Source organism: Leptolyngbya sp. AN10, from assembly GCF_050565645.1.
In the GTDB taxonomy this organism is placed as follows: Bacteria; Cyanobacteriota; Cyanobacteriia; order Leptolyngbyales; family Leptolyngbyaceae; genus Leptolyngbya.
On the sequence record NZ_JBNXVP010000042.1, the window covers coordinates 36,458 to 58,763 of the forward strand.

Annotated in this window: 20 protein-coding genes, 1 tRNA gene and 2 pseudogenes; 7 read left to right on the forward strand and 16 right to left on the reverse strand. The window is 45.7% G+C overall.

Translation table 11 applies throughout. The features are described from left to right. The first annotated feature begins 1 nt into the window (after nucleotide 1). Both ACQ4M5_RS34265 and ACQ4M5_RS34270 read left to right on the forward strand, forming a co-directional pair. Nucleotides 2-532: an ABC transporter substrate-binding protein gene (locus ACQ4M5_RS34265; RefSeq protein ID WP_430680275.1), complete on the forward strand. Its 531-nt coding sequence runs from the start codon at nucleotides 2-4 to the stop codon at nucleotides 530-532. Next, nucleotides 487-951, forward strand: a complete 465-nt coding sequence (locus tag ACQ4M5_RS34270; RefSeq protein ID WP_430680294.1) for an ABC transporter substrate-binding protein — start codon at nucleotides 487-489, stop codon at nucleotides 949-951. The genes ACQ4M5_RS34265 and ACQ4M5_RS34270 overlap by 46 nt, the downstream gene beginning before the upstream one ends. Here the strand turns inward: ACQ4M5_RS34270 and ACQ4M5_RS34275 are convergent. The 7 genes from ACQ4M5_RS34275 to ACQ4M5_RS34305 form a co-directional block, all read right to left on the reverse strand. Continuing rightward, nucleotides 935-2,188 carry an MFS transporter gene (locus tag ACQ4M5_RS34275; protein ID WP_430680276.1) on the reverse strand — a complete coding sequence of 418 codons (1,254 nt, stop codon included), beginning with the start codon at nucleotides 2,186-2,188 and terminating at the stop codon, nucleotides 935-937. The genes ACQ4M5_RS34270 and ACQ4M5_RS34275 overlap by 17 nt on opposite strands. 4 nt (nucleotides 2,189-2,192) lie before the next feature. Beyond that, entirely contained in the window at nucleotides 2,193-3,191 is a 999-nt protein-coding gene (locus ACQ4M5_RS34280) for an ABC transporter substrate-binding protein (protein ID WP_430680277.1), read from the reverse strand. 25 nt (nucleotides 3,192-3,216) lie between these two features. Then, nucleotides 3,217-5,769: a TonB-dependent receptor domain-containing protein gene (locus ACQ4M5_RS34285; RefSeq protein ID WP_430680278.1), complete on the reverse strand. Its 2,553-nt coding sequence runs from the start codon at nucleotides 5,767-5,769 to the stop codon at nucleotides 3,217-3,219. Nucleotides 5,770-5,885: 116 nt separating this feature from the next. Continuing rightward, nucleotides 5,886-6,848, reverse strand: coding sequence for a helix-turn-helix transcriptional regulator (locus ACQ4M5_RS34290; RefSeq protein WP_430680279.1), 963 nt, complete (start codon nucleotides 6,846-6,848; stop codon nucleotides 5,886-5,888). Between the two features lie 84 nt (nucleotides 6,849-6,932). After that, complete coding sequence (locus tag ACQ4M5_RS34295; RefSeq protein WP_430680280.1) at nucleotides 6,933-7,838, reverse strand: iron-siderophore ABC transporter substrate-binding protein; 906 nt, start codon at nucleotides 7,836-7,838, stop codon at nucleotides 6,933-6,935. A gap of 50 nt (nucleotides 7,839-7,888) precedes the next feature. Beyond that, nucleotides 7,889-10,381 carry a TonB-dependent siderophore receptor gene (locus ACQ4M5_RS34300; RefSeq protein WP_430680281.1) on the reverse strand — a complete coding sequence of 831 codons (2,493 nt, stop codon included), beginning with the start codon at nucleotides 10,379-10,381 and terminating at the stop codon, nucleotides 7,889-7,891. Nucleotides 10,382-10,512: 131 nt separating this feature from the next. Then, the gene (locus ACQ4M5_RS34305) at nucleotides 10,513-11,496 is read right to left on the reverse strand and encodes a helix-turn-helix transcriptional regulator (protein ID WP_430680282.1); all 984 of its coding nucleotides are present in this window, start codon (nucleotides 11,494-11,496) and stop codon (nucleotides 10,513-10,515) included. Between the two features lie 222 nt (nucleotides 11,497-11,718). Here ACQ4M5_RS34305 and ACQ4M5_RS34310 point away from each other — a divergent pair, with 222 nt between their 5' ends. Both ACQ4M5_RS34310 and ACQ4M5_RS34315 read left to right on the forward strand, forming a co-directional pair. Continuing rightward, complete coding sequence (locus ACQ4M5_RS34310) at nucleotides 11,719-13,464, forward strand: ABC transporter ATP-binding protein (RefSeq protein ID WP_430680283.1); 1,746 nt, start codon at nucleotides 11,719-11,721, stop codon at nucleotides 13,462-13,464. Nucleotides 13,465-13,664: 200 nt separating this feature from the next. Continuing rightward, nucleotides 13,665-13,844, forward strand: coding sequence for a hypothetical protein (locus ACQ4M5_RS34315; protein ID WP_430680284.1), 180 nt, complete (start codon nucleotides 13,665-13,667; stop codon nucleotides 13,842-13,844). Nucleotides 13,845-13,875: 31 nt separating this feature from the next. On the opposite strand, the gene ACQ4M5_RS34320 is transcribed toward ACQ4M5_RS34315, so the two are convergent. The 6 genes from ACQ4M5_RS34320 to ACQ4M5_RS34345 all read right to left on the reverse strand — a co-directional run bounded on the left by ACQ4M5_RS34320 (nucleotide 13,876) and on the right by ACQ4M5_RS34345 (nucleotide 17,824). Beyond that, nucleotides 13,876-14,451: a 4Fe-4S domain-containing protein gene (locus ACQ4M5_RS34320; protein WP_430680285.1), complete on the reverse strand. Its 576-nt coding sequence runs from the start codon at nucleotides 14,449-14,451 to the stop codon at nucleotides 13,876-13,878. 45 nt (nucleotides 14,452-14,496) lie between these two features. Further along, nucleotides 14,497-14,568, reverse strand: a tRNA-Lys gene (locus ACQ4M5_RS34325). A 118-nt stretch (nucleotides 14,569-14,686) separates the two neighbouring features. After that, a complete protein-coding gene (locus ACQ4M5_RS34330) occupies nucleotides 14,687-15,382 on the reverse strand; it encodes an ATP synthase F0 subunit B (RefSeq protein WP_430680286.1) in 696 nt (231 codons plus the stop codon). Further along, on the reverse strand, nucleotides 15,292-15,843 hold the full coding sequence (gene coaD / locus ACQ4M5_RS34335; protein ID WP_430680287.1) for a pantetheine-phosphate adenylyltransferase: 552 nt from the start codon (nucleotides 15,841-15,843) through the stop codon (nucleotides 15,292-15,294). The genes ACQ4M5_RS34330 and coaD overlap by 91 nt, the downstream gene beginning before the upstream one ends. Nucleotides 15,844-15,947: 104 nt before the next feature. After that, the gene (locus tag ACQ4M5_RS34340; RefSeq protein WP_430680288.1) at nucleotides 15,948-17,120 is read right to left on the reverse strand and encodes an aldo/keto reductase; all 1,173 of its coding nucleotides are present in this window, start codon (nucleotides 17,118-17,120) and stop codon (nucleotides 15,948-15,950) included. A gap of 53 nt (nucleotides 17,121-17,173) precedes the next feature. Next, nucleotides 17,174-17,824, reverse strand: a complete 651-nt coding sequence (locus ACQ4M5_RS34345; protein ID WP_430680289.1) for a hypothetical protein — start codon at nucleotides 17,822-17,824, stop codon at nucleotides 17,174-17,176. Nucleotides 17,825-18,050: 226 nt separating this feature from the next. Here ACQ4M5_RS34345 and ACQ4M5_RS34350 point away from each other — a divergent pair, with 226 nt between their 5' ends. Beyond that, nucleotides 18,051-18,728, forward strand: coding sequence for a GvpL/GvpF family gas vesicle protein (locus ACQ4M5_RS34350; protein WP_430680290.1), 678 nt, complete (start codon nucleotides 18,051-18,053; stop codon nucleotides 18,726-18,728). Between the two features lie 2 nt (nucleotides 18,729-18,730). Here the strand turns inward: ACQ4M5_RS34350 and ACQ4M5_RS34355 are convergent, their stop codons facing one another. The 3 genes from ACQ4M5_RS34355 to ACQ4M5_RS34365 form a co-directional block, all read right to left on the reverse strand. Then, nucleotides 18,731-19,081 carry a zinc ribbon domain-containing protein gene (locus tag ACQ4M5_RS34355; protein ID WP_430680291.1) on the reverse strand — a complete coding sequence of 117 codons (351 nt, stop codon included), beginning with the start codon at nucleotides 19,079-19,081 and terminating at the stop codon, nucleotides 18,731-18,733. Between the two features lie 2 nt (nucleotides 19,082-19,083). Then, nucleotides 19,084-19,392, reverse strand: coding sequence for a TIGR03792 family protein (locus ACQ4M5_RS34360; RefSeq protein ID WP_430680292.1), 309 nt, complete (start codon nucleotides 19,390-19,392; stop codon nucleotides 19,084-19,086). 107 nt (nucleotides 19,393-19,499) lie between these two features. Beyond that, entirely contained in the window at nucleotides 19,500-20,459 is a 960-nt protein-coding gene (locus ACQ4M5_RS34365) for an IS5 family transposase (RefSeq protein WP_430680293.1), read from the reverse strand. Between the two features lie 174 nt (nucleotides 20,460-20,633). Here ACQ4M5_RS34365 and istA point away from each other — a divergent pair. Next, nucleotides 20,634-21,329, forward strand: a pseudogene (istA, locus tag ACQ4M5_RS34370) (IS21 family transposase); the annotation flags it as partial. A 71-nt stretch (nucleotides 21,330-21,400) separates the two neighbouring features. Further along, nucleotides 21,401-22,178: pseudogene (locus ACQ4M5_RS34375) on the forward strand (IS256 family transposase); the annotation flags it as partial. Between the last annotated feature and the right edge of the window lie 128 nt (nucleotides 22,179-22,306).

Genomic DNA, 22,306 nt, shown 5'->3' on the forward strand with positions numbered 1-22,306 from the left:
GATGAAACGCTTGATGTTCGTTATTCTGATGTTTTGTACTTTGTGGCTAACAGTCAGTTGTCATCCGTCGCCTCGGTTGATCAGCCAAACGGATTGCTATGAAGTCAAACATTCTGCTGGAACCACCTGCGTTCCTAAAACAATCAAGCGTTTAGTGACGCTGGATTCAGCTTCGTTTGAAAATGCGATCGCATTAGGATTAACTCCCGTTGGAACTGTCTTAGCAGAACAATCCACGCTCCATCTTCAAAAACAACAGAGATCGATTGTGAATGTTGGTCAATCCGGCAATCCTAGCTTAGAGGCAGTCTTAGCTCTAAAGCCCGATTTAATTATCGGGCTAAGCTATCACGACCTAATTTATGCTCAGATGTCGCAGATTGCACCGACTGTCTTACTAGAACTTGGACATAGCGGAAAGTGGAAAGAGCTTTTCCGTGACTTAGGCAACGTCCTGAATCGAAGTGCGATCGCGATCGCACTTCGATTCAGGAATATGACGATCGCTTACAGGGTTTCAAAAAGCATTTAGATGCTGAATCTCCGAAAATATCTGTTGTTAGAGTTTATTCTGATAGCATTAGTCTTTATCTGCGAGATTCTTTTGCTGGTGTGATCTTGCAAGATGCAGGATTGGATCGTCCAGAGACTCAGAATTTATCTGCTGTCGAAGGAGAACAACGATTTGGTAATCAAATTCAAGCGATCGTTAGTCTAGAATCCGTTGAACACGCGGACGGAGATATTGTATTCATTTGGACATCAGAAAATACAGTAGCAGCAGACGAAACCGCTCAGAAAAAGCTAGATGAAGTTCGTTCAAGTCCCTTGTGGCGGAACTTAAAAGCGGTTCAAAATCATCAAGTTCATCTTGTGCCGAACTATTGGATCGGCAGTGGTCCACTAGCTGCAAATGCCGTAATTGATGATTTGTTTAAGTATGTTCATTAGACTGATAAACATACGCAAAATAGCCATAAAGCCCGATCGCAATCATACTCAATGCACAAGTCGTATAGATTAAGGCAAAACCCGCTCCAGGACTTGAGCCGAAGATCCATTTTGCCAATCCTGTCGAGGAAGCCATTGCAGGTTCAACCACACGATCGCCTAACGGACCTGCAATCAGTGCTGCAACTGCCGACAAACATTGAGCCAGAAATGAATTCGCCGCAAACACCCTTCCTTGTGCTTCAGGTCTGACTTTTGCCATCCAGATCGCAGTCTCAGAGCTATCCATTAGTGGAAAGTTAAATGAAGAGCAAAACTGCGCCGGGAGCCACACTTGCGGAACTCGCCCTAATCCCACCGTCATTTTGCTCAACCCTGCACCGATCATCGAAACGAGAACACCCCGGATTGGTTGCTTAAAGCCTCCCCAAACTGTAACCGCGATCGCGCCTGTGACTCCGCCAATTCCCGCTGCTGTTCCAATCTGTCCCAACACTACGGCACTTCCATTCGTTCTTGCCAAAATCATGGGAGCATAAAGCGTTTCACCCAAGTCATGCACAAAGCAGAAAGGAAGCACTAAGATCAGCAAGTTCCGTAAGGGCACATGGGTAAATAGAAAGCGAAAGCCAAACATGAGATCGCGCAAAGTGAAGCGACTCGCTTGCTCTGAAATTGCAGGCTGAGGAATCGATCGCGGAAGCAAAGTTGCGATCGCAACTAGAAACGACAGACTATCAATGCCCAAAATTCCGCTCACTCCAATGATGGGATAAAGACTTGCTGCGATCGCGGGGGCAATAATGAGTGAACCATAGTGCAATGCTGACCCCAGACTACTTGCGCGAGTGTAGTGCTGTTCAGGAACAAGCAGACTGATCGAAGAAGAATAGGAGAGTTCTTGTAGTTGGCTGAAAACGCTTGCGATCGCAGTTATTAGATACAAGTGCCAGATTTGCAGATTTTGAGTCAGGTACAGGACTAGCAAAACTAAACTAGAGAGCGCCGTGATGCTGTCTCCTAGCAACATCAGATATTTTCGATTAAAGCGATCGACGATCACTCCCGAAACGAGATTCACGATAATTCGAGGAACTTGAAAGAAAAAACCGATCAAAGCAAGCGGAGTCGCAGAACCTGTTATCTCCCAAGTCCAAAGTTCGAGAGCGAATCCGGTCATGTAAGTTCCGATCGTCGAAACAAGCTGACCAAACCAGAGAATAATAAAAGTACGCACGATGCTATGTAGATGAATGAACGAGATATCTAAACAAGTCGTCAATGACTCCATTTGCTGCAAAGAGATTAGCACCACGCCAGACGTGATAATCAACCAAATAAACTTTTCCTTGTTTAACGACTTCTAATTGCTGCCATAACGGACTTTGCATCAATTCAGAGAGTTTACGCTTTGAGTCTCGATCTTGAGGATCAGTTGGAATGAACAACACATCTGCATCAATCACTTCGGGCAGAAGTTCCTCGGAAATAAACTCTACTCCACCTTCGATCGGAACATTTTGAGAAGCAGGACGCTGAAACCCAACATCGTCTAGAATGCTACCATTAAAAGAATTTTTCACATCAATGTGTAGCATTCCGCAACAGATGTGAAAGACAGAGACTTTCAGAGGACGGTTTCCAGTCGTATTCATTTTCAGCGCTGCTTTCAATGCTTGAATTCGCTGTTGATACTGCGCCCAGACTTGTGTTGCTTCTGTTGTTTTACCTAACGCCTGTGCAACAAAGTTAAAATGGTCGCGCCAGCTTGATGTCCCTTTCCACTCATACACAACAGTTGGAGCAATCCGAGAGATCAAAGGATAGATAGGTTCTGCGGAATAACTCATTCCCAACAAGAGATCAGGTTTGAGTTCGATGACTCGTTCAATGCTAGGTTGATCCCGTGTTCCAAGTACTTGTATCTGATCTAGCTTGTCTTTGAGATAAGCAGGCACGTCGCTGGGACTGCTATAGAACACGGTTGCGATCGGCTTTACACCTAAAGCTAGGGCACTGACTAAATCGGTAGTAGAGAGCGTTGCTAATCGTTTCGGTGTTTCGGGAACACAGGCTTTACCGAGCGCGTGATCAACTAAGCGACAGGGCGAGGATGTGATTGATTGCGCTAAGTGCCATTGAGAACTTGAATTGATCTGCGATCGCCATGAGCTACAGGCGATTAGAAAAAACGTCAAACTCATCAGGAGTAGTACTTTGAGCGATTGGCGGGAAGTCATGAAATCGGCTCCATTGAATCAGATTCTACCAGTCGATTCGATAACCGAACCGAATCGTGCGACCTCGTGCTGCTGATGCAAAGGAATCTCCAATAAAGTTCCCTAACGCCTGCGAGTAGGTTGTGAAATATTGGTTGTTCAATAAGTTCTCAACCCCGATGAAAAGCGTGCCAGATCCAATTCTAAAGCTGCTGATGTAATCCAAAACAATATAACTATTGATCGCCCCTGGCTCTGTTCCAGATCTAAAGGCTCGATCGCGACTTCCAACATACACTGCCTGAAGTCGATTGCTCCAGCTAGGAGTTGTTTGATGTTGAATGTAAGCAGTCAGCTTCAAAGGATTGACCGTTAACGAATCTAATGCTAGAAATTCGCCATCTTGATCTTGATCCGCTTCTCCTTCTGACCAGGTGATCGAACTTCCAATCTGGAGTTTGGTTGTAGGTTGCCAATCGATCGCGGCTTCAACACCATAGTTGCGCTGAGGTTGTCGAATTAACTTCAGAAATCCCGCGCTTCCGCCTTCTTCAGCAGATAAAGCTGTTCCGAGTTCAGAATTACTATAAAAACCAGCGATCGAGGCTTGCACTGTTCTCCAATTTCCCCGAATCCCAATTTCATAGTTGTTTACTTTTTGAGGTTGCGAAAGTTCAACATCTCGATCGAATCGGAAGCCTGGAGTCGCGTTTGCTGACAAAATCCGATTAATGGCAGGAATCGAAAATCCTTGAGCAAAACTTCCATAAAGGCTGATCTGAGGATTCAGTCTGTACACAACGCCAGCATTGAATACAACATCATCTGGATTCTGTTTTCCACCTCCAATTAAATCGCCAGCAGGATTAACAAAATCAGGAACGTTAATGTTAAACCGTTCATAGCGCACACCGCCACTAGCAAGCCATTTAGGGCTAAGTTCCCATTGTAACTGTGCGAATAACCCTAAGTTCTCAATTCGATGACGCGGCACGTCCGTTCGTTGTTCAATTAACCGTAACGTGCGGTTGCCACTGCTTTCAAACTCAGTCCGATCGAAGATTGGTAAAGTTCGCTCAATGTGCGAGATCGAATAATCGACTCCCCAAAGAAGGCTCGTTTGTTTAGAAAGCGGAGTATCAATCTGGACTCGCGCACCAAGCTTGTCGTCAATTTCCTCGATCGATGATAATCCTAGTAGGCTATCAACACCATCATCGAAGAACCCACTATTTAACTTGGTATAACGGTAGTAAAGTTGTGTGTTTAGCTTGCTGCCAAGTAGATTACGATGGCTGTAATCTAAAGAGAAAGAGCGATTGAGAGTCTGAGGATCTTCAACGCCGATATAAGAAGGATTTGGAATCTGAATGGTACGAGTTTTTCTACGGAATGGCGTAAAGACTTCTTGATCCGGATCAGCAACAATGTTGTAGTTATAGCGATCGCGGGTTAGATTAGCTGTCAGTTGCAATCGTTGATCAGAATCAAAGTTTATTCCTGCTTTAAAAAATCCTTGCAGTGTTTCTGCATTAGAAGAATTGTTATCTGAGGAAATGCGATCGCCAACTGCATCATAGTAGATTCCATTATCCCGCCGCGAAAGCAGCAGAGAGAGATCGAATTTCCCTTGAGTTGCCTGAATTGCATGGCTAAAGAAATTTCCGAAACTATCACCTTGAAGTTTGCCGATCGCTGCTTCAATTCCAACTTCAGTTTGAGAGGTTAATTGCTGTCCGGTCGGTCTGCGCGTAATGATGTTGATTACGCCTCCGGTTGCTCCATCACCGAATACAGCAGATGGACCTCGAACAACTTCGACTCGCTCAATAGCTTCCGGTGCAATGCTTCTCAAATCGCGATTAAAGCCATCATTACTAATGTTTGATGTTACCGGAACCCCATCAATTAGCACTTGAGGAGGACGACCCCGCAGCGTTTGACCTGCATTCCCCACCTGTTCTACAGGCGCACCCAGTCCGGGAACAAGCTTCCCTAAAATCGTGTTGAGATCTCGTCCTAAAGCGGTTTGTTGTTGAATCTGTTCGCGGCGAATAATTGTGACACTACGCGGCAAATTTTGCAGCGGTTCTTCTGTTCGGGTCGCAGTCACTACGACTTCCTCTTCCTCATCTTCGGCGGTAACACTCAAGATCAAACCACTTTGGCTTTCTTGAACTTCAGTAAGTGGCGCGATCGACTGTCCAACAATCTGAACAATCACCGTGTTCCCGGATTGTGAAACGGTGATTAATTGAATTTCAGCAGTCGGACGATCAAACTGAAAAGGCTTCCCGGTGGACAAAACAGCGTTTTGAATCTCTGCAATGCTGGTTCTACCACTCTCTCGAATTTGAGGCTTCAAAATCCTTCCGTCTGCGGTTTCTAGCACAATTTCAATTCCAGCCTCAGTGCTAACCAATCGTGCATCGGTAATTTGAGTGAAGTTCGTTTGCGCCGATCGCCATTCCGAAAGCGTCGATGCTGCACGATCGAAGTCTTTCAGATGAACGATTTCTCCTGCCTTTACAAGCTGAGGTGTGACTAATATAGCAAAGACCCCACTCCACCCCGCGATCGCTAACAACTGAAGCTTCATAACTCACACCAACGCAACCAAATAGAAATGAATGTCAATAAGATACCGAAGTGTGAGTATCAACCAAAGCATAAACGACCCTGATCCGGATTATTTTTCGACCCAAATCCGGATCTTCAGAGTTCATACTGTTTTTGATATTCTTTAGGACTCACACCGAACTGTCGCTTAAACACTGCTGCGAACTGACTCGCTTTCTTATATCCCACTTGCTGCGAAACCTCTTTAACTTTCAGAGTGGATTCAACTAACAGCGATCGCGCGAGTTCCATCCGTTCCGTTTGCAAGTACCCCAATACTGTTGTTCCGAAACAAGCCCGAAATCCTGCTTTCAACTTATAGTCATTCAATCCCACCTGTCGCGCCAAACCCAACAACGAAGGCGGCTCACACAATTGCTCAACTAAGATATCTCTTGCCCAATAGATCCGATCGATTTCATCCGGTTTCAGTTGATTTGACTCCGGTGCGAGAGCTTCACTCAGCGTTTCTAATCGCAGTGCAATTAGCTCGATCGCTTTTGCTTCTAAATAAAGTTTGCGAGTTAATCCCTGATGAGGACAATTCAGAATTTGCCTAAGCGTCGATTGCATTGTAGGTGTTGTTTTACTCAGATGCCAAAAATCTCGATCGCTCGGTTGTTGTAGCGCTGTAACTAAGTCAGATGGCAGTAATTCAAAGGTATCTCCGATCAAATGCTGAAAGAAATCTAGCTCAAAATGAATATCAAATTTGAGAACGCGATCGCCTTTTTGCCAATGGCTAGTACTGGGTTCGATCGAGTGCCCTCCGACACTAAAAAAGTTCTGACCAGGACGAACCCCTTCTGCGCGATTTGTACCCAACAAGCTAAAACTAAGCTCTAATTCTGCGTTGCCTGCCTCAGAAGAACCTGGAAAGTCAATCAGCAAGTCATCTGTCAATTGATAATCATCAATGAGAATGCTAAGTCCATCGCAAAGCTCAGTCTCGCAGCGATAAACAATTCCTTGCTGCGGATTGTTGAGGCGCAACTCGTAAGTACTTCGATCGACTGAAGAAACTGGAGAAAGATCATCCGCAGAAATGAGAAGTGTCATAGATAAAAACGAAATTGCACGTTTTGTCACTCGAAAAAATCGTTCTCATCAGCGTAAGAATAATGCAAATTATTGTCAAGTATTTTAAGATACTTCTCTATCGGCTAAATGTTTCACTAAATCCTTGAGAATTTCGTTTGCTGAAAGCACATTACCAAAAATCCAATAACCAGAATCAACCGTGTAAACTCGTCTCGCTTTTGCTACATCAAGTGTTTGCCACAATGAGCTATTTTGATAAATTTGGAAATTCTTTTCAGCACCTGGATCAAGTGCAACAAAAATTGCATCTGCCTCTAGCAAATCTATTCTCTCTAAACTGACATTGACGTAGCCATACTCTGAGTTCGGTATCTGCTGAATTTGTCGCTGAATTGCAGGAATAGTAAGTACTTTAGTATCATCTAAAACGCTAACAGCAAATGAGTTTTGATTCAGAAATTGCGTGAATTGCAGATCTGTGTAGAATCGCATTATGCAAATCTTCAGACTCCCAACTTTTGCTTTCATCATTTCAATTCTCTGCTGATAGTCACGCAGTCGTTTTTCCGCTTCAAACCTTCTATCAACAACATCCGCAACTTCCAGAAGCGTTTGCTTCCAACCTGTTTGCGAGTACTCGATCGATACAGTGGGTGCAATCTGAGAAAGCAAAGAATAGCTTTGAGGTGTGATAAACGTTCCTAAAATCAAATCAGGATGTAGCTGAACGATTTTCTCTAGGTTGGGTTGTCCATCTTTACCTAAATCCGCGATCGCACCAACTTGATCCTGCAACAGTGAAAATTTACTTGCCACACGATTTGGAATTGTAGATGCGATCGGCTGTATCCCTAACGCTACCAAAATCTCTAAACCCTCTTGATCCATCACAATCACTCGCTTCGGATGGCGAGGAATACAGCTCTCTCCGAGTTCATGCTGAACGATGCGACAGTCTGATACTGTTCGAGCTTGCACGTCGATCGCATGAGTTTGAAACAACCCCACAAGCAACACTCCTATGAGGAACAATGAAAGATGCCGCCAGGAGTAGGAGATTAGAACGTCCAAGAAACTGTCCCCCTGATTGTAAACGGAGCGCCATAGTAAACGCGCAGCGGACTTTCTGCTGTTTCAAAATAGCTGACATCAAATAAATTTTCAATGTTCAAGCCAATCCGATAGTTATCTCGACGGTAGAACAGTGAAGCATCTGTGCGAGTGTAGCTGGGAACTTCAAAAGAGTTATCTAAATCGCCTTGGCGCTGACCGACATAAAAAATGCCAAGACCGAAGCCTAATCCCCTAAGAGAGCCAGTTTGAATCTCGTAGGTTGTCCATAAACTGACTGAGTGTTCTGGGACATTGTTAAGACGGTTTCCGACAGCGATCGTATTATCCACCGTAATTCGAGCATCCGTATAAGCATAAGCTGCTGCAATCTTCCATCCTGGTAGGATTTCGCCTGCAATATCTAGTTCAACCCCACGACTTCTTTGCTCTCCGGTTTGAATTGAAAAATTTGGGTTTGCAGGATCAGTTGTTAAAACATTCGATCGAGTAATTTCATAAAGGGCTAAGGTTGTCGATAATCTGCGATCGAGCCAGTCTGCTTTTAGTCCAACCTCATACTGGGTTCCTCGCTCTGGTAGGAACAGACTGCGATCAAACGCCGTTCCTACACTTTGTAGAAAAGAACGACTGTAGCTTGCGTACAGCGAAAGTGAATCTGTTGGCTGATAGACTAATCCAACCCGTGGACTAAAAGCCTCATCTTGCTGAAACGAATCTGAGCCGCTTGCAAGCTCAATCTTTTGACTCACAATGTCAAATCGCCCGCCTAGTAAAAGCTTTAGATTAGGTGATAGCTCAATCTGATCTTGTAAATAAATGCCAAAAGCGTTGGTGATAAAAGGTTCTCTTGGAAATTCTTCCAAAAGTTCTCCTCTGGGCTGTCTGTAGATTGGATTAAAAATATCGATCGGGGCTAAAGCAAATTGTCGATTACTAGATGCGTAAACATCTCGATTAAAATCAAAGCCAAACAGTAATCGATGAGCGATATTCCCTGTCTTAAAGGTTCCAACGATATTGGTGTCAACTGTATAGTTGTCCTGAGACTGATCTTTAGTGCTAAACAATCCCCGCTCTAGAGTACGCTCATCATCTAAAAGAGCCGATGGAAATAAAGAGTTCTGGGGCGTTCTCAAGAAAGTGACTCGAAACGCATTCTGTAACTGCCAATTGTCACTCAAACGATGTTCCAGTGCATAGCCTAAACGCACCGAAGAGCGGTTATTTTTATCTAACTCGTCGTCAGGTTCACCAATAAATCGATTCCGAGGTAGCTTGCCATTAATGTTTGGCAGTACTGTTCCTCTTGCAGGCAATCCGCGTGCATTCGGCTGCTGAGAAACAGTGTATTCACCTTCAAAGGTCAATCTTGTTGCTGGGCTAATTTGCCAGGATAGAACAGGAGCAATTAGATAGTTTCGTCGATCGAAGAAATCAATAAATGTTCCAGTCGTCGAAGCCCCGGCTGTGAAACGATAGAGCAGGGTTTTAGAATCATTCAGAGGACCCGTAAAATCTAGCGAACCCCCATAGGTATCGAAATTCCCGATCGACCCTTCAACGTTGTAGCGAGGAATTGATAACGGTTTTTTAGTCACAATATTGATCGTGCCACCTGGAGCGCCTTGGCTAAATAGCGCACCTGCTGGACCTTTTAGTACCTCAATCCGTTCAATGTTGGGCACAGCAATCCGGTTAGTAATATTCGTTCCATCCCGTAAACCATTTCGGAAAATATTGCCACCCGCGAACCCAGTTGAAAATCCTCGAATTGTGAAACTTTCAAATGCAGATTGCGAGGATTCGCCTGCGGTGACTCCAGAGACTGTCCGGAGTGCTTCACTCACACCTTGCACCTGTCGATCTTGAATCAGTTCTTGCGGAACAACTTGCACCGAGAAGGGTAAATCCCGAAGCGGTGTATCGGTTCTGCTTCCAGTTGTTGCACTAGGTACTCGATAGCCCCGCTGACCTTCCCCCGTCACGACAACTTCTTCATCTGGCTCTTCTAGTTCTGGATTAAGACTGTAGGCAAAATTTCCTGCTCTCAAAGTTACTTCTTGTTTGGGTAGTGCATTATTTCCAATAACACTGACTCGAATGCGGGTTGCATCTTGCTGCACAACCTGAACAGCCGAAATATCCTCAGATGGATTTTCTACTCTGAATGCAGGTGTGTCCGGCAAAGTTAGCACAGCATTAGGAATGTCTGCGATTAGACTATTGCTCTCGGTGCGAAATTGAGTGGTATCGATCGCTAAAGGCTTTCCGTCTGCTGTGATGAGTGTAATTTCTAATCCGGTCGCAGTACGATCGACATTCACACCCGTTACTTTAATCGTCTCTGCCTCAATTTGCGCCATCCATTCTTTTACAGTGGTTGCAGGTTGATCTGGTTGAAGTTCTGCTGCCCAACTTGCTTGAGTCATGAGTACTGATGTCAAGCTTAACAACCAGAGCGCGAATGTTCGATTCATCTATTTATCCTCTACACCAAATCTTGAGAAGCCTTGACTCGATTAATCAGGAAGTTTTCTCAATTGAGATGTTCTAAATACTACGACGATCGCACAGTCTGCTACTTTGTTGAAACGGAATTTTTGTTTGCTCAAACGGAACTTTTTTGTAGTGTTTTTGGACTCACTCCGAACGTTTTGCGAAAAGCGGTACTAAAAGCACAAAGATTTCTGTATCCAACTCTACGAGCCACTTCTGTAACGCTATATTGTTGGTCTAAAAGGAGCGATCGCGCTTGCTGCATTCGAGATTGATGCAAATAGCCAAACACAGTTGTGCCAAAAACTTGCTTAAACTCGCGTTTCAACGTGCAGTCATTTAATCCAACCTGCCGCGCTAAAGCAAGCAATGAGGGAGGATTATCAATCTGCTTTAGCAGAATATCTTTTGCGTGATGAATTCGCTCAACCTCTGTAACCCGTGGCGTGGTGAATGATTCATCACTCGAACACACTTGATCCACCCACAGCGCGAGAACTTCGATCGATTTGCTTTCGAGATACATCTGCTTGACAACACCTTGAAACGGACACTCCAACATCTGCTGCAAAGCAAGCTGCATCGCGGGTGTAATCGTGCGAATTGATGAAAAGGGAATTGTTTCATCTCGCGCCAGCATTCGATGAATCTCGATCGGTAAGCGATCGATTTGATCTCCAATCAATGCTTGAAATCGCTGTGGCTCAAGATGAATATCAACTTCTACGGTTGTGGTCTGCGCGAGTCCCTCAAAGCTCCCTCCAGATGAAACTAAACCTGCAAGTAGGTGTTGACCTTGATGAATTTGGACTCCATTTGGGTATTGAAACCCGGAAGAGAGGGTAAAAACCCATTCTAGACAGTCCGTTTCTCCAGGTGGAACACAGTTGACCACTAAATTTTCGTTGAGTTGATAGCGATGAAAGGTTAAATCAATGCCATTTCGCAGTTCAATATCTCGTTTGTATCCTTTGCCCAACATAGAAGGACATTCCGCAATGCGATCGCTCTTGTCTTCTGGGTCAACTTGTCGTGCCTGCTGGCGGCTCACTTGCCAAAAGTCCTCACAAGTTGTATCAGACAGTACACTTGTCATATTGTAGGAATTTACTAAAAGGCTCACCAGAGTAAGCTACCATAAATGAGAATAAGTATCAATAGATTCAGATTCACCCTCGCTGGCGAGACCGTTCCCTTTCTGAGAAAATCCGTTTAGGAGTCAAAAAACTCCCGTTAGCAGTCAAAATCATCTTTCTGGATGCGATCGCAACACGATAGACTGTGCTGTGTTCTTTTTGGCTATTGAGCTAGTGCGACGATGCAGAACGCTCTTCAACAATACAGATTACTGCTCGCTGACTATCTCAAACCTCAGTGGAAGCGCGTTTTGGGATTAACGATCGCACTTCTCACAAGCATCGCTCTCCAAATCGTCAATCCGCAAATCTTAGGCTACTTTATCGATACCGCCGTTCAAGGTGGATCACAACAAGCCTTACTTGCTGCCACGATCGCGTTTATTGCGATCGCGCTTTTGACTCAAGGAACTGCGATCGTTGCGACTTACCTGAGTGAAATCGTCGCATGGACAGCAACGAATGCGCTTCGAGTGAATTTAGCGGAACATTGCTTACGATTAGATTTATCCTTTCACAAGGCGCATACACCCGGCGAATTGCTTGAAAGAATTGATGGAGATGTGAATCTGCTTTCTAAATTCTTTTCTGAGCTAGTGGTTCATGTTCTAGGCAACAGCATTCTTTTATTTGGAATTCTCATTGTTCTTTGTTTCGAGAATCGTTTGGCAGGAATTAGCTTAACTATTTTTGCGATCGTTGCTCTCACCGTGTTATTGGCGCAAAGAGCAATCGCGATCGCACCCTGGGGAGAGTATCGTCAAGTTAGTGCTGAGTACTATGGCACGATCGGCGAACACATTGCTGGACGGGAAGATATTCGAGCAAATGGGGCTGTTAGCTATGTGATGAATCGCTTTTATGAACTGCTGCAACGGTGGCTCCCAGTCTATCAGAAAGCGAGATTTGCCAGTACGGTACTATGGTTTACTAGCGTAGGATTGTTCACTGTTGGGAATGCGATCGCGCTCTTTCTCTCTGCCTATCTTTGGTCTAAAAATGCAATTACGATCGGAACTGCTTATCTCATCTTTCACTATACAAACCTTTTAGCTCAACCCATCGAGCGAATTCGTGAAGAGCTTGAGCAGCTACAACAAGTAGAAGCAAGTATTCAGCGGATCTATGAGTTGTTGAACACACAGACAGCGTTGAGCGATCGAGGACAAGCCGTTTTAAGTCCTGGTGCTTGTGCTGTCTCTTTTGAGCAAGTTTACTTTCGATATGAATCTGAGAACTGGACGCTGCACAATCTATCGTTTCATCTTCCAGCAGGTCAGACGCTTGGAATCATCGGGCATACAGGCAGTGGTAAAAGTACGATCGCTCGTTTACTGCTGCGACTCTATGACATTCAATCGGGTGAGATTCGATTAGGAGATTGTACGATCGCGGATCTTCCGCTTTCAGAACTGCGATCGCGAGTTGGGCTAGTGACACAAGACGTTCAACTATTCCAAGCCAGTGTGCGCGACAATCTCACCTTTTTTAACGATCGGATTTCAGATGCTTGCATTTTAGAAACACTGGAATCATTAGGTTTAGCACAATGGTTACGATCGCTGCCGGATGGACTGAACACGCAGTTAGGAGCAGATAGTACAGGGCTATCCGCAGGACAAGCACAACTCCTTGCATTAGTGCGTGTTTTCTTAAAGAATCCTAGCTTAGTGATTCTGGATGAAGCTTCTTCTCGGCTAGATCCGCAGACTGAAAAATTGATTGAAGGAGCAATTGATCAGCTTCTTGCAAATCGGACAGGGATTATTATTGCTCATCGCTTGCAGACACTTCAACGGGTGAATCAAATTTTGATTTTAGAGCAGGGGAAAATTGTGGAATATGGCGATCGTAAAACGTTAGTGAGTCAACCTGATTCGCAATTTTCACGGCTATTAAAAACGAGCGTGAATCGGAATGACTTATAATCCAACTTAACGAAATTCTTTCTCATTAAATCCTTATGGCGATCGTGCTTTCCACAGAAGAATATCAACACCTTTAGCGGAATGGAAATTCCCACATTGATTACCCTGCTCCAAATAATTCTGGAGAACAAATCAATGTCTGTCCTACCAAACTCGGTCAAGGCTATGAGCGATGGTTACAACTTGGAGGAATCAGTTTATTGATCCTTGATGTTATTTACCAAGATGATATTGATCTTGAGGATAGTGAAGGTGAAGATATTTACTCAGCAGAGTCCGAGATTGGCTTTCACCTGATGGGATTGTTGAGCGACAATTACATTGGACAAAGCGACAATTACATAGTCCAGTATCGAGATCAAGTTTTAGATCGAGATTGAGATCAAGAATGAGATCGATTTGAGACGGCAATCAACGTTGAATCGGCTCAGTTCCAGTGAGTTTGATTTCAACGGTTTGAGTGCTGCGGGTAATTTCATCGGAATGCAAAATGAGATCGCATCCGAAATGATCTCGAAATTTCTGATGATCAGCAACATCATCGCGATGAGTGAGATACAGATAACGAATTCCACCCATCGCTTCTAATCGTTTGACCAACGGCGGCGCGAATCGAGGTGAATCCACTAAGATATTACCTTCGGGACGCTGAATCAAATAACTTGCAGCCCCGAAAGAATTCTCAGTGTGATAGCCGCAGTGATACACATTTTCAGCGACTAAGATTGGAAAGCTTTCTTGAGCGAGTTTGATATCTTTCGGCTTTTCGATTGTCCCGATCGAGGAAGTCGGACACGCGAGTAAAGCCTGCATTGCTCGCAACCGTTCCGATTCTGTTTCGGGTTGGTGAAATACGATCGATTGACTGCCTTCGCGTGAAAAAACTTCCGGGGTCATCCAGCGACAAGTATCACAATCAATACAAGAACGATCAACGTAAAAATCACCGTCAATATTTTGAGCACGACGATCGGCTAAGCGAGTCATAGTAGACTCCAAAAACCGTAGCTTGATCATGGCGTTTTGATTCTATGAGTCGCCCGGGATTCGAACCCGAGACCAATCGGTTAAAAGCCGAATGCTCTACCGCTGAGCTAGCGACCCGTATTGATTTTGTTACCTCAGTTAATATAACACAGCCTATGGCAGAACTCCAAACAAAACTTCAACTTCTTGAGCGATCGCTAAAGAGATCTTCTAAACCCCTAGCGATCGCTCGAAGTTACTGGGGTTTACGGTCAATATTCGGTTTCGGCATCGGTTTCGGAGCCGTTTGCGGTTGATTAATTTGAAGTTGAGCGCGTCCATTTCGCACAATTCGCAGCATTTCGCTCATCTGAGCTTCCATATCGCGTAAGACTTTATCGGCGTATTCGTCTGCGCCGTTCTGGACATCCTCACTTTCTTCGATCGCCAATCGTCGCATTTCCTCTAAATCTTTCTGTGCCTGTCTTCGCATCTGTTCAATCTGTGCCATCGTTTGCTGCTGAATGACCTCGCACTCCTGCTGTACCGAATTGCGAATCTGCTGCGCCTCTTGCTCAGCACGTTGAATAATTCCAGTTTCATTCAAAATCTGTGCCGCTCGCCGTTCCGCTTCTTCGACCAGTTCTTGAGCGTACTGTTCTGCTTGATCTAAAATTTCTTCCCGATGTTGGGCAATCTGCATCGCTTCATGAAACGCCTCTGGCAGACTCAGGCGCACCAAATCTAGCTGATCGAGAAACTGTTCCTCGTCGATCATTGTCCGGCGGGACAGCGGAATTCTGGGGCTATCAAGGATCATTTCCTCTAGCCGATTGAGTTCCCGCTGAATATCGAGACTGCCTACTCGTTGCACGTCTCTGGGAGCGTCGTGGCGACGATCGCTTGAGTTAAATCCGTCCGGGGTGATACTGGGTGAGTCTTGGCGTAGCATCGGTAAATATCTTCGGCGACGTGGGTGGGGACCAGGTGATCGATCGAGCCGCCGAAGCGGGCGATTTCTTTGACCACACTGCTGCTGAGGAAGCTGTACTCGTTCGAGGTCGCGAGGAACACGGTCTCGATTTGAGTGGCGATCGTTTTATTGGTGTGTGCCATCTGGAGTTCCATTTCAAAGTCTGAAACTGCCCGTAAGCCGCGAATCAGGGCGGAAGCTCCCTGCATCTGAGCGTAAGTCACGGTGAGTCCTTCAAAACTGTCGGCTTCGACGTTGGGTAGATGCTGGGCGGCGATTCGGATTTGATCGAGTCGCTGCTGAACGCTGAAGAGCGGCGTTTTGTTTGGGTTCCGCAACACGGCGACGATGACACGATCGAACAAGTGAGCACCTCGTTTAATGATATCGAGATGTCCGTAGGTTATCGGGTCAAAGCTGCCGGGGTAGATGGCAATCACGAGAAAAAATCAGTGTCCGCACTGAGGGCAATAAAACGAATCTCCTTACTTTACCCTGTAGTAAAAAGTTTGAGCGTTTAAATTTTGAAGATTTTTCTTGATGGTTATTGCTGCGATAATCGTTTAACGGCTTCACCGCCCAATAGTTGATGGGTTTCGCGCAAGAGTTCGGGGATACGATCGGCGAATGGACTCTGAGATAAATAAGGACGAATCGCCTCAATGTCGATCTGATTCACTCGCGCTCCTGGAAACCAGTGATCGGCTTGTCCGAGCAGGTTGTACCGCATCTTGGCGTAGTCTACGAGGTCGTAAGCGATCGCTAAATTTCGTAACCAGAGAACGGCGTGGAGATTCAAGCGTCCCGGAGTTTCGTCAACGGTGGGTAGTCCAGTTTGCCAATTTTTTACCCAATCGGCTCCCAATCGCTCGATCGCGGCTTGCTCTAATTGATCGAGGATCGACGGCAAAATTTCATCGGCTCGATCGAGCAGTTCTAAGGTTTTCAAATGCTCATCAAAATCGCTTGGTCTAGCGGCTCCTACACTCAGCGTATGGACTTGAGGATGACTGAGACAGAATAAATTATTGAATACGATCGGGGAAAGCGGCGCACACAGATCGACTAAGCGTTTGGGCGGATCATAGAGGTTTCCACCTTTATTAGAGGGACTGATGATGAAGACACCCATATCGCGATCGTGAGCGGATTCGATCGCTTTCCAATTCTGCTGATTGATGTAGTACCAATGTAGATTGACGTAATCGAATTCGTTTGTCTCGATCGCTTTGACGATAATCTCAGTCGATCCATGCGTTGAGAAGCCAACGGATCGAACTTTTCCTTGATCTTGAAGTTTCCGCACCACTTCTAGACAGCGGAGTGCATCGCTTAATGTTTCCTCGTTGTTGATTCCATGCAGACCTAAAAGATCGACGTAATCTAATTTCAGATAGCTCAGTGATTTCTCAAATGTTTTCTGAAACGCTTTCGGGTCTGACATTGGCACAACTTTGGTTTGAGAAATCAGCTTCTCGCGGGGCAGTTTTGGCAGAATTTCACCGAGTTGCATTTCTGAAGAACCGTATCCTCTTGCTGTTTCGATGTGATGGATGCCTAAATCGAATGCCTGTCGGATCGTCGCTTCTAGATTCGCTTGATTGTCCGGTGGCACTTCACCCTGCGGAACATCTTGCCACTTGAATTGATACCGCATTCCTCCGCAAGAAAAAACGGGCATCTGAAGTTCGGTGCGTCCAAAACGTCGGTACAACATGAGCGATCGCGTAAAAAGTGAAGGTCAGACTTATCCTAACGGCTCCACTGAAGTTACCGCACGTCTGCTGATCGAGGAGGCGTACTCGGTTGCGTAATCGAAATTCGTAGATCTTGAGGGAATGCAGGCTGCATCTGTGCAAGTCGCTTTCGGGAAGATTCGACTAAGACTAAAACATCTCGACTCGAAACGTTTACCGCTGCGGGAATGTTCACAGGTTTTTTCGTTACTTGACGAGTGGGCTTTCTTCCACCTGAACCCGATCCAGAAGTTAGTAGATTTGCTTGATGGTTTAAGCGAGTTCTGACCGTGGATAGTGCGCGAGTCGATCGATAAAGTGAGCAGTAAACTTGAACTTGCTCTATGGTTGCGCTATCTGTTCCAGCAATTTCGCCTAGTCCGGGAGGAGGCGAGCAAAGCAGTTCGGGTTCGGGATAGTTCGATTTGAGGAAGCGATCGACTGAGGAAGTATAAAGTAAGACTTGTCCACCTAAAGTTCTGAGGCGTTTTGCTTCGGGCTTCTGTGTTGTTTGTTCTAATCGATCGAGTAATGTCACTTGTTCTTTGGTTAAGTTATGTGCTGCTAACCAATACGATCGAGTTACCTCATCGATTTGAGAATTCGATCGAGTACTTGCAGTGACGATCGTTGAACCTAATAATCCTGCAACCAAAGCCAATCCTGTCCAAAAAAATCGCCGCATCTTTTACTTTTCACTTACAGATCACACTGGCTGATTTTCTCTGGTTTAGTTTAATAATTCAACCCTGCTAAATTACACCCGTACACACACTTGATAGTTATGAAGTTTCTAGTAGCAATCGTAATGATTTCCAGAAAGCATCCAGATTTCCAAACTTTCGTATGAACTTCATCAGGAAGACAAGTCGATCGCATAGACTCTAAAGTGGAGCATCGTTCGAGCCGAAATGTATACCTACGCTTTCTTCAAAACGCCGACTAAACCGCTACAACTGACTGAAGGGATTGCTGGAAATTTAGCGATCGTTGAGGTCGATAGGTTGTCTGCCTTAGTAGAACCGGATTTAGAGTTTGAAGCGATCGAGAAGGATGACACTCAATTAGTCCAGGCAGTTTTGACGCATGATCGCGTGATTTGCGACTTGTTTTGGCAAGTGACAATTCTACCGCTGCGGTTTGGAACGAAATTTTTATCACACGATCGCTTAATTGCTCATTTAGAAGAGAATCGCGCTAAATATTTAGACAAGCTCAATCAACTCGAAGGCAAAGCAGAATATCGTTTGAAATTAACGCCGATCGAACTTGAGTTGCCTGCAAATCCTGAGACGAATGGCAGCCTGAAGGGACGCGATTATTTTCAGGCGAAAAAGCAGCAGTTTCAAACTCACATCGACCAGAAAGATCAACAACTGCAAGAATTCCAGGAAATCTTATCGGAAATCGAGCAGGTTTATCCTGATACAAAACTAAAACCCGGATCAGATGGAACTGAAAAACTATATTTGTTGATTAATAAACAGGAAGAAATGACGCTGTATCAACATCTGAATGAATGGCAGAATCAATACCCTCATTGGGAGTTGGGATTGGGAGAGGCATTACCGCCGTATCATTTTGTTTGATATTAGCGGCGCGATAATGCCAATCCGAAACTTAATACGATGAGCATCACTAGCGCGATCCATCCTGCATTACGACGCATCCACACGCCTGGAGAAGTTTCGTAGCGCTGTGGAGTACTCACGATCGGGATCGTGACATTGTGATACATCGTACATTCTCGCGCATCGGGTCGCTGTGGATAATTACAGGTGTCATCCGCATCATAGAGACAAGATTTGCACAGCGATTCCTCTCCGGTCGATCGATGTAACACGATACCGGGATGACCATGAGCCTTGAGCGGAGTTCGACAGCGCGGACATGCGATCGCGGTTGATGAAATCGATTGACCACAGCGAGGACAGTTCAGCATCGTTAACGGTTGCTAAATTTACGCACTTGATATTCACCTTCTTCGACGAAAGGAAAGGATTGTCCCATCGCTTCGGTGAAACGTCGATCGGTGTCTTCGAGAACAGAGGCTGGAATGCTTTTCCACGCATCTTTGGTTTCCCAATAAATCACCATGATCAGATCGGTTTCATCTTTGGGATTGAACCAGATCTCTTTACCAACATAGCCTGAATATTTTGAAAGTGTCTCTGTCCAAATTTCTGCATCTTTTTCGATGTAAGTTTCGCGCAGTTCGATCGGGACTTTGACTTTCAACCATTCGATAACCATAGGGCACCTCGAAAAATCCAATTTTTAAGAACAAGTGCTCTGTCAAAGACGAGCCACCGGGGAGTTCTATTTCTAGATCAGCTATCAGAGTTCGATCTCTGTCAGAATTAGGCAGCAATTTGGGCTTGATGACACACTAATCGCTTGAAATTGTAAGTCAGATGCTTCAGTCCCAAGTGAGCCGTTGCTGCATCCAGTCCAATCGAGCGCACAAGCTTACCGCCCATTGTCATGATCCAATTACCAAAGACGTGTTCGACTTTAGCACGAGTACTAAAACAGTCTCGATTATCGGCTTGCTGTTGTTGGGTGAGTGGATGATTGCGATAAGCGCGTTCATGGATGTGACTCTCAAACTGCAACAGTTCTAGCACGGCTTCAATGGCTTCAGACCGATAAGCACTATCCGCCCCCACTGCATCCGTTTCGTTCTCATCATCAAGGAGTTGCCCCAGCACTTGCGAATCATGCACCGAAGCATCGGTCACGGCATAGCGTCGAATCAACCCATACTCCACGTCGATGCTGATGTGACTTTTGTACCCGAAGTAGCTCTTGCCATGCTTCTTTGTCCATCGTGCCTCCAAGTCTCGCTGCTCAAACCGTTTCGGGTGTTCCGTCCATCCCGTTGGAATCTCCCCCTGCTCTGGCTGTTCGGTGTCTTTCTTGCGCTGGTGTTGCCTTGGCACTGGAATCAACGTCGCATCCACAATTTGCCCACCTTTCGCTGCATAGCCGCGACTTCGCAGATAGCTGTCAAATTGCTCAAACAATGCCTCAATCAGTCCCAACTCCCGCAACTGTTTACGGAACAGCCACACACTTGTCGCATCGGGCACCACATCCCCCAAACTCAAGCCCAAAAAGCGCATGAACGATAGGCGGTCATTCACTTGATACTCTAGCTCCTCATCGCTGATGTTGTACAACTGCTGCAAGATCAACAGCTTGAACATCAAAATCACATCATGGTTCTTGCGTCCCGCTTTACTCTTATGGCGCGACAATAATATTGGCGCAAACGACAATTGCATTGCCCATCCCAAACTTTCCAAGTTAGAGATCACCTTTTCATTTGGAAACCGGATCAGTGAGCATCGTTCAGTGCATCAAATCTGATCAAACGAGCGAGCTTCGCTGCACAAAGTGTTCACGCAAGAAAAGACACTAGGAATTGTCCCAACCGCAAATCGAGACTCCTAGTGCCTGCATCAATAAAATATCAACAGGTTCAACTGTACATGAATGCGAAACAATCGGGACATTCCCGACAAACCTCGGCAGCGAAGGCTGGGATTTCAAGACGCACCGCTCAACGCATTGAGAGTGGGACTCATCGACCCAAACGCGGGCGACCGAGAGACTGGAAGACTCGTCAAGACCCGTTGGATGGGCATTGGGAAGCGACTCTGCTTCCGATGCTAGAGCGTGAACCGCGCCTTACGCCCATCACGTTGTTTGAAGCACTGCAAGAGTTATATCCCGGACAGTATGACGACAAGGTCAGAACTGTGGAACGACGGGTGAAAGACTGGAAGGCTCAACACGGGCAACCGAAAGAAGTGATGTTCAAAATCCAGCATTCTCCGGGAGTGCTGGGACTGTCTGACTTTACACACCTCAAGGGTGTCACCGTGACCATAAAAGGGCAGCCATTTCAGCACATTTTGTATCACTACCGACTAGCGTTTAGTGGCTGGCAATATGTACAAGTGATTCAAGGCGGCGAGAGCTTTGTGGGCTTATCCCAGGGCTTACAGAACGCACTGTTTGCCTGTGGCGGAGTGCCCCAACAACATCGCACCGATAGCCTCAGTGCCGCATATCGCAATACCGGAGGACGCAATCCTCAATTGACGCGAATGTATGCCGCGATCTGTGACCACTACCGAATGCAACCCACTCGAAACAACCCAGGGGTCGCACACGAAAATGGGGATTGTAAATTGTTTTGTGTCAAGGTCAAAAGTTTGATCTAATAGACCTTTGAACACAACGAGCAATACTTATGACCTTTCGACACGAATTACTGGATGAACTGCTCAAAGACTACAAAAATCCTGAAGACTTACTCGGCAAAGATGGATTGCTGAGACAACTGAGTGCAGCATTGGTCGAGCGCTGTTTGAATGCCGAGATGGACTACCACTTAGAAGAGGAACGCAACGAACTTAAACCGGATGAAAGCGCACCCCGCAACCGCCGCAATGGACACAGCAAAAAGACAATTAAGGGCGAGTTTGGCACTGCCGAAATTGAGATTCCGCGTGACCGAAATGGCGCGTTTGAGCCAGTCATTGTCAAGAAGCACGAAACACGCTTTAACGGGTTTGATGGCAAGATTCTGTCCTTGTATGCACGAGGCATGAGTGTGCGAGACATCCAAGACCAATTGCAGGATTTGTATGGAGTCGAAGTCTCCTCTGGCTTGATTTCCAAAGTCACTGATGCGGTAGACGAAGCCCGCAAACTGTGGCAGAGTCGCCCGTTAGAGCGGCTTTACCCGATTGTCTACCTGGATGCGATTGTCGTCAAAGTGCGGCAAGACGGGCGCGTGGTCAACAAGGCGATTCACTTAGCTCTCTTGAGTCAACCTCCAGGGGCAGAAGGAATTGTTGGGCATGTGGATGACGCAAAACGAATCCTCAAAGTTCTGGCTCGCTGTACTCACCGAGCTTCAGAATCGGGGCTTGAAGGATATCTTTATTGCTTGCTGTGATGGCTTGACCGGGTTTCCCGATGCCATTGAAGCGGTGTTTCCCAAAACGCAAGTGCAACTGTGCATTGGCAGCAATTCTCATTATGAAAAATCAACTGGAGTTGGGCGGGACTTCTAACTCCAGTCCTTCAATCATAAAGGTCAGCAAATGATCCCAATTCTCGAACAATAAGTAGCGAGTTAAGGCACGCAGAT

What these genes read in the sequence shown, in the direction of transcription:
- ACQ4M5_RS34300 (WP_430680281.1), bottom strand. Translation starts at nt 10,381, where the DNA reads ATGAATCGAACATTCGCGCTCTGGTTGTTAAGCTTGACATCAGTACTC.
- ACQ4M5_RS34265 (WP_430680275.1), top strand. Translation starts at nt 2, where the DNA reads ATGAAACGCTTGATGTTCGTTATTCTGATGTTTTGTACTTTGTGGCTA.
- ACQ4M5_RS34305 (WP_430680282.1), bottom strand. Translation starts at nt 11,496, where the DNA reads ATGACAAGTGTACTGTCTGATACAACTTGTGAGGACTTTTGGCAAGTG.
- ACQ4M5_RS34345 (WP_430680289.1), bottom strand. Translation starts at nt 17,824, where the DNA reads ATGCGGCGATTTTTTTGGACAGGATTGGCTTTGGTTGCAGGATTATTA.
- ACQ4M5_RS34280 (WP_430680277.1), bottom strand. Translation starts at nt 3,191, where the DNA reads ATGACTTCCCGCCAATCGCTCAAAGTACTACTCCTGATGAGTTTGACG.
- ACQ4M5_RS34285 (WP_430680278.1), bottom strand. Translation starts at nt 5,769, where the DNA reads ATGAAGCTTCAGTTGTTAGCGATCGCGGGGTGGAGTGGGGTCTTTGCT.
- ACQ4M5_RS34340 (WP_430680288.1), bottom strand. Translation starts at nt 17,120, where the DNA reads ATGTTGTACCGACGTTTTGGACGCACCGAACTTCAGATGCCCGTTTTT.
- ACQ4M5_RS34320 (WP_430680285.1), bottom strand. Translation starts at nt 14,451, where the DNA reads ATGACTCGCTTAGCCGATCGTCGTGCTCAAAATATTGACGGTGATTTT.
- ACQ4M5_RS34290 (WP_430680279.1), bottom strand. Translation starts at nt 6,848, where the DNA reads ATGACACTTCTCATTTCTGCGGATGATCTTTCTCCAGTTTCTTCAGTC.
- ACQ4M5_RS34330 (WP_430680286.1), bottom strand. Translation starts at nt 15,382, where the DNA reads ATGCTACGCCAAGACTCACCCAGTATCACCCCGGACGGATTTAACTCA.
- ACQ4M5_RS34310 (WP_430680283.1), top strand. Translation starts at nt 11,719, where the DNA reads ATGCAGAACGCTCTTCAACAATACAGATTACTGCTCGCTGACTATCTC.
- ACQ4M5_RS34360 (WP_430680292.1), bottom strand. Translation starts at nt 19,392, where the DNA reads ATGGTTATCGAATGGTTGAAAGTCAAAGTCCCGATCGAACTGCGCGAA.
- ACQ4M5_RS34350 (WP_430680290.1), top strand. Translation starts at nt 18,051, where the DNA reads ATGTATACCTACGCTTTCTTCAAAACGCCGACTAAACCGCTACAACTG.
- ACQ4M5_RS34355 (WP_430680291.1), bottom strand. Translation starts at nt 19,081, where the DNA reads ATGCTGAACTGTCCTCGCTGTGGTCAATCGATTTCATCAACCGCGATC.